Origin of the sequence: Ruminococcus turbiniformis (genome assembly GCF_020687545.1) — a bacterium.
GTDB classification, from domain to species: domain Bacteria; phylum Bacillota; class Clostridia; order Lachnospirales; family Lachnospiraceae; genus Mediterraneibacter; species Mediterraneibacter turbiniformis.
This window is the reverse complement of sequence record NZ_JAJEQX010000006.1, coordinates 124,604-138,624: the sequence shown is the minus strand read 5'-3', so window position 1 is coordinate 138,624 and position 14,021 is coordinate 124,604. Positions and strand designations below refer to the sequence as shown.

At 49.9% G+C, this 14,021-nt stretch carries 11 protein-coding genes and 1 tRNA gene; 10 read left to right on the top strand and 2 right to left on the bottom strand.

The window, feature by feature from the left end:
* Positions 1-215: 215 nt before the first annotated feature.
* The 9 genes from LKD70_RS05315 (at position 216) to LKD70_RS05275 (ending at position 11,663) form a co-directional block, all read left to right on the top strand.
* Positions 216-1,850, top strand: coding sequence for an ABC-F family ATP-binding cassette domain-containing protein (locus tag LKD70_RS05315; protein WP_227706994.1), 1,635 nt, complete (start codon positions 216-218; stop codon positions 1,848-1,850).
* Between the two features lie 129 nt (positions 1,851-1,979).
* A tRNA-Ser gene (locus tag LKD70_RS05310) sits at positions 1,980-2,065 on the top strand.
* Between the two features lie 225 nt (positions 2,066-2,290).
* Entirely contained in the window at positions 2,291-3,172 is an 882-nt protein-coding gene (locus tag LKD70_RS05305) for a patatin-like phospholipase family protein (RefSeq protein WP_227706993.1), read from the top strand.
* Positions 3,173-3,267: 95 nt separating this feature from the next.
* Entirely contained in the window at positions 3,268-5,388 is a 2,121-nt protein-coding gene (ppk1, locus tag LKD70_RS05300; protein ID WP_227706992.1) for a polyphosphate kinase 1, read from the top strand.
* Positions 5,389-5,527: 139 nt separating this feature from the next.
* Positions 5,528-6,577: an aldose epimerase family protein gene (locus LKD70_RS05295; protein ID WP_227706991.1), complete on the top strand. Its 1,050-nt coding sequence runs from the start codon at positions 5,528-5,530 to the stop codon at positions 6,575-6,577.
* A gap of 36 nt (positions 6,578-6,613) precedes the next feature.
* Positions 6,614-8,707 carry a DNA topoisomerase gene (locus tag LKD70_RS05290; RefSeq protein ID WP_227706990.1) on the top strand — a complete coding sequence of 698 codons (2,094 nt, stop codon included), beginning with the start codon at positions 6,614-6,616 and terminating at the stop codon, positions 8,705-8,707.
* Between the two features lie 5 nt (positions 8,708-8,712).
* Positions 8,713-9,384 (top strand): acyltransferase, encoded by a 672-nt coding sequence (locus LKD70_RS05285; protein ID WP_227706989.1) that lies wholly within the window; start codon positions 8,713-8,715, stop codon positions 9,382-9,384.
* A 48-nt stretch (positions 9,385-9,432) separates the two neighbouring features.
* Positions 9,433-9,909 (top strand): methylglyoxal synthase, encoded by a 477-nt coding sequence (locus LKD70_RS05280; protein ID WP_227706988.1) that lies wholly within the window; start codon positions 9,433-9,435, stop codon positions 9,907-9,909.
* Between the two features lie 227 nt (positions 9,910-10,136).
* Positions 10,137-11,663: a sodium:solute symporter family protein gene (locus LKD70_RS05275; protein WP_227706987.1), complete on the top strand. Its 1,527-nt coding sequence runs from the start codon at positions 10,137-10,139 to the stop codon at positions 11,661-11,663.
* 67 nt (positions 11,664-11,730) lie between these two features.
* Here the strand turns inward: LKD70_RS05275 and LKD70_RS05270 are convergent, their stop codons facing one another.
* Positions 11,731-12,243 carry a ferritin gene (locus LKD70_RS05270; RefSeq protein WP_227706986.1) on the bottom strand — a complete coding sequence of 171 codons (513 nt, stop codon included), beginning with the start codon at positions 12,241-12,243 and terminating at the stop codon, positions 11,731-11,733.
* Between the two features lie 260 nt (positions 12,244-12,503).
* Here LKD70_RS05270 and LKD70_RS05265 point away from each other — a divergent pair, with 260 nt between their 5' ends.
* Positions 12,504-13,454, top strand: coding sequence for an L-lactate dehydrogenase (locus LKD70_RS05265; RefSeq protein ID WP_227706985.1), 951 nt, complete (start codon positions 12,504-12,506; stop codon positions 13,452-13,454).
* Between the two features lie 94 nt (positions 13,455-13,548).
* On the opposite strand, the gene LKD70_RS05260 is transcribed toward LKD70_RS05265, so the two are convergent.
* Positions 13,549-13,908 carry a metal-dependent transcriptional regulator gene (locus LKD70_RS05260; protein WP_227706984.1) on the bottom strand — a complete coding sequence of 120 codons (360 nt, stop codon included), beginning with the start codon at positions 13,906-13,908 and terminating at the stop codon, positions 13,549-13,551.
* Between the last annotated feature and the right edge of the window lie 113 nt (positions 13,909-14,021).

The following is a 14,021-nucleotide window of genomic DNA, read 5'->3' as shown; positions in this document are numbered from 1 at the left end:
TCTGTATTGATTATATCATATATCACTAAATATTACTAGATAATAAAATAAGAAATTTGACAAAAAAAGTACAGGCTTTATGCGGCCTGCAAGTATTTTTCTTATTCTTCAACTGTCAAACTCCCGCGCAGCCAGTCATTGATTTTACTGGTCATTCATGGTAATATGAGCGTTGATGCATGGATTTTAAGCAACACGAAGAAGGAGATATTATAATGATCAGTGCAAACAATGTGACACTGCGCGTAGGAAAAAGAGCGCTTTTCGAAGATGTCAATATCAAATTTACAGAGGGAAACTGCTACGGACTGATCGGAGCGAACGGAGCGGGAAAGTCGACGTTTTTGAAGATCCTTTCCGGGCAGATTGAACCGACCAAAGGCGAGATCGCAATCACTCCGGGAGAACGTCTCTCGTTCCTTCAGCAGGACCATTTCAAGTACGACGAATATCCCGTGCTCGACACTGTGATTATGGGAAATGCCCGTCTGTACGAGATTATGAAGGAGAAGGAAGTCATCTATGCAAAGGAAGACTTCACGGACGAAGACGGAATCAAGGCAAGTGAGCTGGAGGCGGAATTTGCCACGATGAACGGCTGGGAGGCGGAGTCTGACGCCGCATCTCTCTTAAACGGACTGGGAATCGAGACAGAGCTTCACTATAAATATATGAAAGACCTGACAGGCCCGGAGAAAGTCAAAGTGCTTCTTGCACAGGCGCTGTTCGGCAATCCGGATATTCTTCTTCTGGACGAGCCGACCAACCATCTGGACCTGGACGCGATAGCCTGGCTGGAGGAGTTCCTGATTAATTTTGACAATACAGTCATTGTCGTATCCCATGACCGTTACTTCTTAAACAAAGTGTGTACGCAGATTGCGGATATCGATTACGGAAAGATCCAGCTCTACGCAGGAAACTATGATTTCTGGTATGAGTCCAGTCAGCTTCTGATCCGTCAGATGAAAGAGGCGAACAAGAAGAAAGAAGAAAAGATCAAGGAACTTCAGGAGTTTATCTCCCGGTTCAGCGCCAACGCTTCAAAGTCGAAGCAGGCGACATCGAGGAAACGTGCCCTTGAGAAGATCCAGCTCGACGAGATCAAGCCGTCCAGCAGAAAATATCCGTATATTGACTTCCGGCCGAACCGCGAGATCGGAAATGAAGTTCTCACTGTGGAGGGAATCTCCAAGACAATCGACGGGGAGAAAATTCTCGACAACATCAGTTTCACGCTGGGGCATGATGACAAGGTGGCTTTCGTGGGAAGCAATGAGCTGGCAAAGACCGTGCTCTTTAAGATACTGATCGGTGAGATGGAGCCGGATGAGGGAACGTACAAGTGGGGCGTGACGACTTCACAGGCTTACTTCCCGAAAGATTTCGGAGGAGAGTTTGACAGTGATTACAATATCACGGAATGGCTGACACAGTATTCAGAGGAAAAAGACGTGACATATGTGCGCGGATTCCTCGGAAGAATGCTCTTTTCCGGCGAGGACGGCGTGAAGAAGTTAAAAGTGCTCTCCGGAGGTGAAAAGGTGCGCTGCCTTCTCTCCAAGATGATGATCTCGGGCGCAAACGTCCTGATTCTCGACGAGCCGACGAACCATCTTGATATGGAGGCGATCACAGCGCTCAATAACGGAATGATCAAGTTCCCGGGCGTTCTTCTCTTTACGTCCAGAGACCATCAGATTGTGCAGACTACGGCGAACCGTATTATGGAGATCATTCCGGGCGGACATCTGATCGATAAGATCACGACTTACGATGAGTACCTGGAAAGCGACGAGATGGCGAGAAAGAGACAGTCCTACTCTGTACAGACAGAAGAAAATGACTAGTCAGAAAATGACTAGTTAAAATTAGGGCTTTTCTTTTTCCTGCAACTCTGCTATAATAAAAAAGCTGCGGACAGGAAGAACTGTCCGCAGCGGTTATGGGCAGCATCTGCTGCGCAAATTCAGAAAAAAGGAGACGTATCGAAGTGGTCATAACGGGGCGCACTCGAAATGCGTTTGCCCTCCGGGGCACGTGGGTTCGAATCCCACCGTCTCCGCTCATTTTTTATTCTGCGGGAAGCTTTGGAGTTTCAGAGCTTCCCGTTACTATTCTCTGAAAATGTTTCGATTTTCGCTCTCCCCGATTTTCTTGTTATGTTCGGGTTCACGAACCGGCAAAAAAGTTATATAATAGAGACGGCGGCGTGTTCTGGAGATGACGGCTGATCAGCTCTGCGCTGCCGGAAACTGGAAGGGATTCAACAGGAAAGAGGTTATTGAATATGGATATAAAAAAAGCAACGCTTGTACTGGAAGGCGGCGCAACGAGAGGGGTCTTTACATCCGGTGCACTGGACTGCCTGATGGGAAAGGATCTGTATTTTTCTCATGTGATCGGCGTGTCGGCCGGTTCGTGCAACGCAGTGGACTATGTGTCAAAGCAGCCGGGAAGGACGCGTGACTGCTTTATCCCGGCAGATAAAAACGACAGCTACATTTACGGACTCCGCAAGTTTGTGAAGGAAAAGAGCCTGATGAACATGGACCTGATCTTTGACAAATTTCCAAATGAGCTGTACCCGTTTGATTTTGACACGTATTTCAGCTCGGAGATTCACTGCGAGATTGTGACAACCAACTGCATCACGGGAAAGGCGGAATATATGACAGAGGAGAGCGACAGGGAGCGGCTGATGAAGATCTGCCGGGCATCATGCAGCATGCCGCTTCTGACGCCGATTGTGAACGTGGACGATACCCCCTATCTGGACGGAGGACTTGCGGATTCGGTTCCAATTGACAGGGCGCGTAAGTTCGGGAATGAGAAGATTGTGGTGATCCTTACAAAGAACAGAGGGTACCGCAAGAAAGTGCCGTCGTCCGCCATGCAGAAGCTGTACCGGAGAGCGTATAAATCTTATCCGAATCTCGTGCGCACTATACTCAGGCGGAGCTTTGAGTACAATAAGCTGATGAACCGTCTCGACCAGATGGAAAAGCGGGGAGAGATTTTCATCCTCAGGCCGCAGGTAAAACCGGTGTCAAGACTTGAGAAAAACCGGGAGAGTCTTCTGGCGTTCTATGAACACGGCTACAGCTACATGGAGAGGCAGATGGATAATCTTATGAAATATCTGGAAGAGGGCACCCCGGAAAAAGCATAAGATTTCTGAAAAGACCGGAGCAATATGAACAGGCGGGAAGCAATGAGATGCAGGCATATAAAGCCAAAGAAGACAAGCGGGGGAGGATCGTGGAAATGAAAAAATCTGAAATACTGGATTACGCACAGAACCGGGAACTGTCCTGGCTCAGATTCAATCAGAGAGTGCTTGAGGAGGCGCAGGATGAGAGCGTGCCTCTGATGGAGCGCATGAAATTTGTCGCCATCTTTACGAGTAATCTCGATGAGTTCTTTATGATCCGTGTGGGCAGTCTCTACGACATGGCTGCTGTGGATAATTCCAGGGTGGACGGAAGATCAGGCATGACACCGTCGCAGCAGCTTGAGGCGATCTACCAGGCGGTGGCGCCTCTGTACAAGGAGAGAGATAAAACTTATGCGGAGATTAAAAAACAGCTCCAGCCGTACGGGGTGTGCGGCCTTGATTTTAAAGAGCTGGAACAGCAGGAAAAGAAATATGTGAAAAGATATTTTAAGGAACAGGTGCTCCCGGTTCTTTCGCCCCAGATTGTGGACGCAAACCACCCGTTTCCCCATCTGCTGAGCAAAGAGATTTACGTTGTCGCGAATCTGAAGATGGGCAGCGACGTGATGCTCGGCATTGTGCCTGTGCCCCAGTATATTTCAGATATTCTTTATCTTCCGGGGCATGACATCCGGTATATCCGGATGGAAAAAGTGATTATGGAGTATCTGGAGCTGGTGTTTGACAAGTACCAGGTATCCCAGAAGAACTATGTCTGTGTGACGAGAAACGCGGATATCTCCCCGGACGACGAAGCCTATGCGGACAGCGATGACTTCCGCCATATTATGCAGGAGACGCTTCATAAGAGAAGAAGGATGGCAGTGGTCAGACTTGAAACTGCGTCCGGGCTCAATAAGGAAATGGAAAAATATTTCTGCGATCAGTTTAAGATCACCCCGGAGTGTATCTTCCGGACAAAGATGCCGATGAAGCTCGGGTTTATCTTCGCTATCGCTGACAAGCTTCCTGATGTGATGAAGCGCACGCTGACCGATGAACCTTTCACACCTCAGCCGTGTGCCTGTCTGGCGGACGGAAGGGTGATGGAACAGGTGAAGAAAAAGGACGTGCTCCTCTCTTATCCGTACGAGAGCATGGACCCGTTCCTTCAGATGATCCGGGAAGCCGCGTCAGATCCGGACGTTCTGACGATCAAGATTACGATCTACCGGCTGGCAAAGAAGGCGAGACTGGTGGAATATCTGTGCGCGGCGGCGGAGAACGGCAAGGAAGTGACCGTGCTCATCGAGCTGAGGGCACGTTTCGATGAGCAGAACAATATCGACTGGTCCGAGCGGATGGAGGAGGCCGGGTGCCGGGTACTTTATGGGTTTGAAGGATATAAAGTACACTCCAAAATCTGCCTGATTACATACAGAAACAGAAATGAGATCCGCTATATTACCCAGGTCGGTACAGGAAATTACAATGAAAAAACCGCGAAAATGTATACCGATTATTCGCTGATCACAGCGGATCAGAAGATCGGGGAGGACGCGGCGGTATTCTTTAAAAATATGTCTATCGGAAATCTCGACGGGGTCTACCATCATCTGATCGTATCGCCCACAAGCCTGAAGCAGAAGGTGCTCGCCCTGATGGATGAGGAGATTAAGAAGGGGGAGCGGGGGCGGATTATCATGAAGATGAATTCCGTCACAGATGTGGATTTTATCCGCAAGGCTTCCGAGGCGTCCTGCGCAGGGGTGAAAATTGATCTGATCGTGCGGGGAATCTGCTGCATTCTCCCGGAAGTGCCGGGGAGGACGGAGAATCTTCATGTGACAAGTATTGTGGGAAGATATCTGGAGCATCCGAGAGTGTTTGTTTTCGGCACGGGGAGAGAGGCGGAAGTCTACATCGGCTCTGCTGACATGATGACAAGAAATACGGAAAAAAGAGTGGAAGTGGCCTGCCCGATCTATGACGAAGAGATCAAAAGAAGACTGATGCATGACTTAAACGTCATGCTTGCGGATAATGTAAAGGCGAGACGGATGCTCTGCGACGGCACTTACACGAAAAAGGAAGCCGGCGAAAAGAGTATCAACGCGCAGGAGATTTTTATGAAGAATGCGCTGAACGCGAGAAGGCCGTCCGCGCCGGTGCGCAGGAAGGAAAAGGCGGCTCTGCTGCAGAGACTCCGCTCCATCTTCCGCAGACGCTAGCTCCGGTGTACAGGGGACAATCCGCTTCAAGCCGGACAGGAAGCGGAAAAGGAAATGAGAAAAAGCTGTAATTCAGCAAAAATCAGAAAAAGAGAGCGGCAGAATATGGCTGCCGGAATTTGCCAGGAGGACAGGAACAATGGGAAACTGTGAAGTGACAGGATTTGGAACGACAAAAGACGGAAAGGAAGCACGCCTTTATACTCTGGAAAACAAAAAGGGACTGAAGGCGTACGTGACAGACTATGGCGCGGCGCTCGTCCGCCTGTATGTTCCGGACAGAGAGGGAAACGAGTGCGATGTTGTGCTCGGCTACGATGATGTCTCGGGATATGAGAAGGGCACGGAGAGCCTCGGCGCTACGGTGGGCAGAAACGCAAACCGGATTGGCGGCGCGTCGTTCGAATTAAACGGCAGAGTCTACGAACTGGATAAGAATGACAACGGATGCAACAATCTGCACAGCGGAATGAATTTTTACAACAAGCGCATATGGGATGTGGAAAGCAGGACAGAGAATGAAGTCACGTTTGTCCTTCACAGCCCGGATCTGGATCAGGGATATCCGGGGGCCCTTGACATGCATGTGACTTATTCGCTCGACGAGGAGAATACCGTGAAGATCCGTTACGAGGCGGTGCCGGATCAGGATACGGTCATCAATATGACAAACCACAGCTATTTCAACTTAAACGGACATAAAAGCGGGAGCGTGCTGGAACATGAGGCAGTGATTTACTCAGACAGCTTTACGCCCACTGACAGCAAACTGATTCCGACCGGAGAGATCCGCAGTGTCGAAGGGACGCCTATGGATTTCCGGGAGAAGAAGGCGCTCGGGAAGGAGATCGGCGCGGACTACGAGCCGCTTCTCACTGCCGGGGGCTATGATCACAACTGGGTGTTGAAAAACGAAGGAAGATTTGATAAAGTAGCAGAAGTAACGTCAGAGGAGAGCGGAATTGTCATGGAAGTGTACACGGACCTTCCGGGCATTCAGATGTACACGGGAAACTTTCTTACCCATGAGGAGGGAAAGGACGGCGCGGTATACGGCGCGAGAAGCGCGCTGTGCCTGGAGACACAGTACTATCCGGATGCTGTCCATCATGATAATTTCCCCGGACCGGTGTGCAGAAAAGGCGAGAAATACGAGACGTGCACCGCGTACCGTTTCCTGACAAAATAGGATCAGACAGTAAAGGACAGAAGCAGACAGCGTTTTATGGGAAAATCATTATATATTGCGGAGAAGCCGAGTGTGGCGCAGGAATTCGCGAAGGCACTGAAGGTAAACACAAAGAGGAGAGACGGATATCTGGAGTCGGACAAGGCGGTCATTACGTGGTGCGTAGGCCATCTTGTGACGATGAGCTACCCGGAGGCGTACGATCCGGCGCTGAAGAAGTGGAGCCTGAACACGCTCCCCTTCATCCCGGATGAATTTAAATATGAGGTCATCCCCGGCGTGGCGAAGCAGTTTCAGATCGTCAGCTCTCTCTTAAACAGAGAGGATGTGGAACGGATCTACGTGTGTACCGACTCCGGGCGGGAAGGAGAATATATCTACCGCCTGGTTGAGCAGGAGGCGCACGTGACCGGAAAAGAGCGCCGCCGGGTCTGGATCGATTCTCAGACAGAGGAAGAAATTTTAAGAGGAATCCGGGAGGCAAAAGACCTTTCAGAGTATGACAGCCTGAGCGCGTCCGCCTACTTGAGGGCAAAAGAAGACTACCTTATGGGAATCAACTTTTCCCGGCTTCTGACGCTGAAATACGGCAACAGCATCTCAAACTATCTGAAGACAAAATATGCCGTCATCTCCGTGGGGCGCGTTATGACGTGCGTTCTCGGCATGGTGGTGAGACGGGAGAGGGAGATCCGTGAGTTCGTGAAGACGCCGTTCTACCGCGTGCTCTCCACGGTCGACGCATCGGGCCATTCCTTTGAGGGAGAGTGGAGAGCCGTACAGGGATCGAAATATTTTGAGTCTTTTGACCTGTACAAGGAAAACGGGTTTAAAGAAAAGGAAAAGGCGGAGGAGCTGATCCGGTACCTGACAGAAGAGAAGCCGGTCACATGCACTGTGGAGTCGGTGGAGAAGAAAAAGGAAAAGAAAAATCCGCCCCTTCTCTATAACCTGGCGGAGCTCCAGAACGACTGCTCGAAGCGCTTTAAGATCAGTCCGGATGAGACACTGCGCATTGTGCAGGAACTGTATGAAAAGAAACTGGTGACTTATCCGAGAACAGACGCCAGGGTACTTTCCACCGCGGTTGCAAAGGAGATCAGCCGGAACTTAAACGGGCTGTCGAAATATCTGATGGCGGCTCCGTATCTTCAGGATATTCTCGGATTCGGAAGCCATAAGACACTGGCAAAGACGAGATATGTAAATGACAAGCAGATCACAGACCACTATGCGATCATACCGACGGGACAGGGGCTGTCAGCGCTCAAATCCGTCTCCGCCACCTCACAGAGAGTGTATGATCTGATCGTGAGAAGATTCTTAAGCATTTTCTATCCCCCGGCCGTATACCAGAAGGTGGCCATCGTCTCGAAGATCCGGGGCGAAAGCTTCTTTTCCAGTTTCAAAGTGCTGGCGGAGGAGGGGTACCTGAAAGCAGCGGGAATCCCCCAGGGAAAACGTTCCGGGCGAACGGCAAAAGACGCTCCGGCCGAAGGAAGCGGACAGGAGGACATCGCAAAGCAGGATTCAGATGCAAAGGATGAGGCGGAAGGAACAGAGGAGCAGGCGCTCGACACCGGGCTTTTTGAAGTCATCAAGATGTTGAAAAAAGGGACAGTTCTCCCGGTGACATCGCTTGATATCAAAGAAGGAGAGACTTCACCGCCGAAAAGATATAATTCCGGTTCCATCATTCTTGCAATGGAAAATGCCGGACAGCTGATCGAGGACGAGGAACTGCGCGCCCAGATCAAGGGAAGCGGAATCGGAACAAGCGCGACCCGGGCGGAAATTTTGAAGAAGCTGATTCATATCCAGTATCTGAAACTGAATAAAAAAACGCAGATCATCACGCCCACTCTGCAGGGGGAGATGGTATATGACGTGGTAGACCATTCCATCAGTTCTCTCCTGAATCCGGAGCTTACGGCAAGCTGGGAGAAAGGGCTTACCTATGTGGCGGAGGGAAGCATTACGCCGGACGAATATATGCAGAAGCTGGACAGATTCGTCACTGTCCGCACAGAGGGCGTGAAAGGACTGAACAACCAGTACCAGTTAAGGGCCTGCTATGACAGAGCGGCAGGTTTTTATAAAAAAGGCCGTCAGACGGCAGAAAAGGAGTAAAATAAATGGAAGCATTGACAGTGAAAGAACTCTATACGCTTGATGAGACAATCGCGAAAGACATTTTCAGCGGAGTTACATATCCGTGGGAAGTCCTTCCGAAGATCAGCGCCTTTATCGTTGAGCTCGGAAATACGCTCAGCAGCGAGGAGTATGAGAAGCGTGGAGAGAACGTGTGGATCGCCCGGTCCGCAAAAGTGGCGCCGACAGCGTTCATCAACGGACCTGCGATTATCGGAAAAGACGCGGAAGTACGCCACTGTGCGTTTATCCGCGGGAATGCGATTGTCGGGGAAGGCGCGGTTGTCGGAAATTCTACGGAGCTTAAAAATGTAATCCTCTTTAACAAAGTACAGGTACCGCACTATAATTATGTTGGAGATTCCATTCTCGGATACAAGTCGCACATGGGCGCCGGCTCTATTACATCTAATGTAAAGTCTGATAAAAAACTGGTTGTTGTGAAGACGCCGGAGGGCAATATTGAGACCGGAATGAAAAAATTCGGCGCAATGCTCGGCGACGAAGTGGAAGTGGGCTGCGGAAGCGTTCTGAATCCGGGTACTGTGGTCGGAAGCCGCTCGAATATTTATCCGCTCTCCTCTGTGCGCGGCTTTGTTCCGGCGGGGAGCATATACAAGCGGCAGGGCGAAGTGGTAGAAAAGAGAGAAGACTGAAAAAGAAAAATTTTAAACAAAATTATTCACAGACAGGAGGGTGAAAAGATGTTGGATGACAACTTTGTGACAATGGAGATTGACAAGACGAAGCACATTGCGCTGGTGGCTCACGACGGAAAGAAAAAAGAGCTTGTGGACTGGTGCGACAGGAACAAGGAAGTATTAAAGGGGCATTTCCTCTGCGGCACGGGAACTACGGCGAGACTGATCGCGGAACGCACCGGTCTTCCGGTGAAAGGATTCTGCAGCGGACCGCTCGGCGGCGACCAGCAGATCGGCGCCAAAATCGTCGAGGGACAGATCGATTTCATGATCTTTCTGTGGGATCCGCTGGAGGCGCAGCCTCATGATCCGGACGTAAAGGCTCTTTTGAGAATTGCAGTCGTGTATGACATTCCGATTGCAAATAATCTCGCGACAGCGGACTTTATGCTGAACTCAAAATATATGGATGAAGTCTACAGCAGAAAGATCGAGAACTTCAACAAGACGATTCAGGACCGGGTAGAGCAGATGAAGTAAGTCTTAGGAAAGGCGATTCTTATGCAAGCATAAATCACCCTGCTCATTTCTGATGGCTGAACAGTTACAAAAAATGCAGAAAAGTACGGAAAGGAATTGACACGGGCATCCTGCCCGTGTTATTCTATATTCATCCGCTTTAATGCTTTAAAGCGCAACGGTTTAAAGCGTGACGCTTTAAAGCAAATTAGCAATATCGGAAAACCGTGAAAGTAGAGGAAGGAAAAATGGAGATCAAAATTATACTGCTGGTTATCTTTTTTGCTGTGATGGTGGGAGTCGGGATCTACTCCAGAAGGCATGTTACAAGTGTGGACGGCTTCGTGCTGGGCGGCCGCTCGGTCGGACCGTGGCTGACAGCTTTCGCTTACGGGACTTCCTATTTTTCCGCAGTTGTATTCGTCGGGTACGCCGGGCAGTTCGGCTGGAAATACGGCATTGCCAGCACATGGATCGGAATCGGAAACGCGCTCCTCGGAAGCCTTCTTGCGTGGGTGGTACTGGGGCGCAGGACAAAGGTTATGACACAGCATCTCGGCTCAAAGACAATGCCGGATTTCTTCGGGGAGCGCTATGACAGCAAGGCCCTGAAAATCGTGGCGTCTGTGATTGTCTTTGTGTTTCTGATTCCGTATACGGCATCTGTGTACAACGGCCTGTCCAGACTGTTCGGGATGGCGTTCAATATTCCGTATTCCTGGTGCGTGATCGCGATGGCTGTCTTTACCGCGCTGTATGTGATCCTGGGCGGATATATGGCGACCGCAATCAACGACTTTATCCAGGGAATTATTATGCTGATCGGCATCGTCGCCGTAATCGCCGCGGTATTAAACGGACAGGGCGGCTTTATGAATGCAATTTCGGAGATGGCGCAGATTCCAAGTGATGTGGCGATTACAGAAGGACAGCCGGGGGCGTTTACATCCTTCTTCGGACCGGACCCGTTAAACCTCCTCGGCGTTGTTGTGCTCACATCTCTCGGAACATGGGGACTGCCCCAGATGATCGGAAAGTTCTACGCGATCCGGGATGAGAAGTCCATCAATACGGGAACGGTAATATCTACGCTTTTTGCCATCGTAGTTTCCGGCGGCTGCTATTTTCTGGGCGGTTTCGGACGCCTGTTTGACGGCCCGGAGATCTACGATGCGGGCGGAGCGGTTGTGTATGACAGTATCATCCCGCATATGCTGTCGTCACTTCCGGATATTCTGATCGGTATCGTTGTTGTGCTTGTACTCTCGGCGTCCATGTCGACGCTGTCGTCACTTGTGCTGACATCCAGCTCTACAATGACGCTGGATCTTCTAAAGGACAATGTGATGAAAAACATGAGCGAGAAAAAACAGATCATTACAATGCAGCTTCTGATCGTTTTCTTTATCGTTGTGTCTGTGGTGATCGCACTTGACCCGCCGACCTTTATCGCGCAGCTTATGGGAATCTCCTGGGGCGCGCTGGCAGGAGCGTTTCTGGCTCCGTTTCTGTACGGGCTGTACTGGAAAGGCGTGACCCGCGCGGGTGTATGGGCCGGATTTATCGTGGGAGTGGGACTGACCGTATCCAATATGTTTATCGGATTCATCGAGTCGTCTATCAACGCGGGAGCCGCGGCCATGCTTGCAGGACTGATTGTCGTGCCCCTGGTCAGCCTGCTCTCTCCGAAACCTGACAGGGAAAAAGTGGATAAGATATTCGCATGTTATGATGAGAAAGTGACGATATCGAGGAAGAGATCGCTGCAGGAGTAGATATTGCCGGAAGCGGATCGCGATATCCCTCGCAGGCATCGTGATCCGCTTCCGACCGATCTCTTAGTTACAGTACAAGCGACGGAGCAGAGTACACCCTTGCCGCCAGCTCCTGATCAAGCAGATACAGGCTCTTCGGATCTGAGCCGAACAGTTCCATTTTCTTGACAAGATCATTTGCGTTTGTCTCTTCTTCGCCCTGTTCTTTTACAAACCAGTCGAGAAATTGCATGGTGCGGAAATCTTTCATATCATAGGCAGTGCCGTAGATATTGTTGATCAGTCCGGTCACATACTGCTCGTGAGCAAGTCCGGCTTTTAAGATATCCCTATGGCTGTCCGCCTTAAATTCCGGTTTTTCAATAGCATCGAATGTTACTTTTGCGTCATTATTCTGCATATACTGTACGAAGAGCATGGCGTGATCGCGCTCTTCCTGTGCCTGGATGCGGTACCAGTTGGCAAATCCGTCCAGACCTTCTTCGGAGAAATAGTTGGAGAAGGCGAGGTACAGGTATGCGGAGTAGAATTCTTTGTTGACCTGAGTGTTCAGAAGTTCGCTTACTTTTTCGTTTAACATGAGTGAAATCCCCTTTCTGTTGTGCTGTCTGCCTATATAATATAGTTCATTTATGTAAAAAAAGCAATGGAACAGAAAGAAGAGATGCAGCTTAAAGAGAGCTGATGCGGCAGGAACTGAACTGATACGGCAGAAAGAATGTATGGAAAGAAATACCTGGAAGGATCTTGCTTTTTCAGGAAAATATAGTACAATAAAGCTGAATTTAATTCCTAGTAATTTGATAGGGATTAAAAGCAAGTGAAAAGGAGGAAACTATTATGGTAAATATACAGAAAGCCGCTGTGATCGGCTGCGGATTTGTGGGATCGACGATTGCCTATACGCTGATGCAGAAAGGGACCTTTTCTGAGCTTGTGCTTCTGGACGCTGTGCAGGCGAAAGCAGAAGGGGAAGCGATGGATATCAGCCACGGCCTCCCGTTTGCTCATGCGATGGACATCTATGCGGGCAGCTACGAGGATATTGCAGATGCCGCGGTGGTGATCATCACTGCGGGGGCGAACCAGAAACCGGGGGAGACCCGTCTGGACCTCGTACAGAAAAATTCCAGGATTATGAGATCGGTTATCGGTGAGATCAAAAGAGTTGGGTGTGAAGGAATCCTGCTGATTGTTTCCAACCCGGTTGACATTCTGACCCAGGTGGCTCTGGCAGAATCGGGATTCCCGGGAGAGCGGGTAATCGGTTCGGGCACGGTGCTTGACACAGCGCGGCTGAAATACTTGATCAGTGAAAAACTCGAAGTAGACAGCAGAAATGTACACGCTTTTATCGCCGGGGAACACGGCGACAGTGAACTCGCCGTTTGGAGCTGCGCGAATATATACGGTATCGGATTAAAAGAGTTTGCCCGGATGAAAGGGTATGCAGATTTCGAGAAAGAGATGGACGGGATCTATCACGCGGTACGCGACAGTGCCTATGATATCATTGAGCGTAAAGGAGCCACTTATTACGGAATCGGGATGTCTGCGGCGAAAATCGCGGAATCCATTGTAAGAGACAGTCATACGGTGATGCCGGTCTCGGTTTCCTTAAGCGGAGAATACGGACTGAGCGGCCTGTGCTTAAGCATACCGGCAATCGTCGGCAGAGGCGGTGCGGAGCAGGTACTGGAGATTGCGCTTTCAGAGGAAGAACTGGAGAAACTGAAGGCTTCCGCGGACGAATTAAGAGAGGTGCTTGGACAGATCCGTCAGGATTTCTGAGCGTCGCCGCCTGCAATTGCCTGAAGCACCAGGAACTCGGACAGGCCCTGGCTCGCCGGCTTTACAAAAAGCGGCATCTTTACAGGGATGCCGCTTATCTGATGTGCTGCTTGATCGCTTCAAAACTTTCCGCGCTGATTACGTGTTCGATTCTGCAGGCGTCTTCCGCAGCGATTTTCGGGTCAACGCCGAGACGTTTCAGCCAGGAGGAGAGAAGTGTATGTCTTTCGTAGATGCAGTCTGCAATTTCCTTTCCGGATTCGGTCAGACTGATATATCCTTCCGGGGAGACGATGATATGGCCGCTTTCCCTCAGCTTTTTCATCGCCACACTGACGCTGGATTTTTTAAAGTTCAGCTCTGTTGCGACATCTACGGAACGAACTACCGGGAGACGCCGGCTTAAGACAAGGATCGTTTCCAGATAGTTTTCGGCAGACTCGTTTCCATGCATATAATTCACCTCGCTAAAAATTTCAGATATTTATCTCAGTATATCACAATCATGACATGACGGCAAATCATTATTGCCCGGGAAGAAATTGATAATATTTCGCAAATTTTATC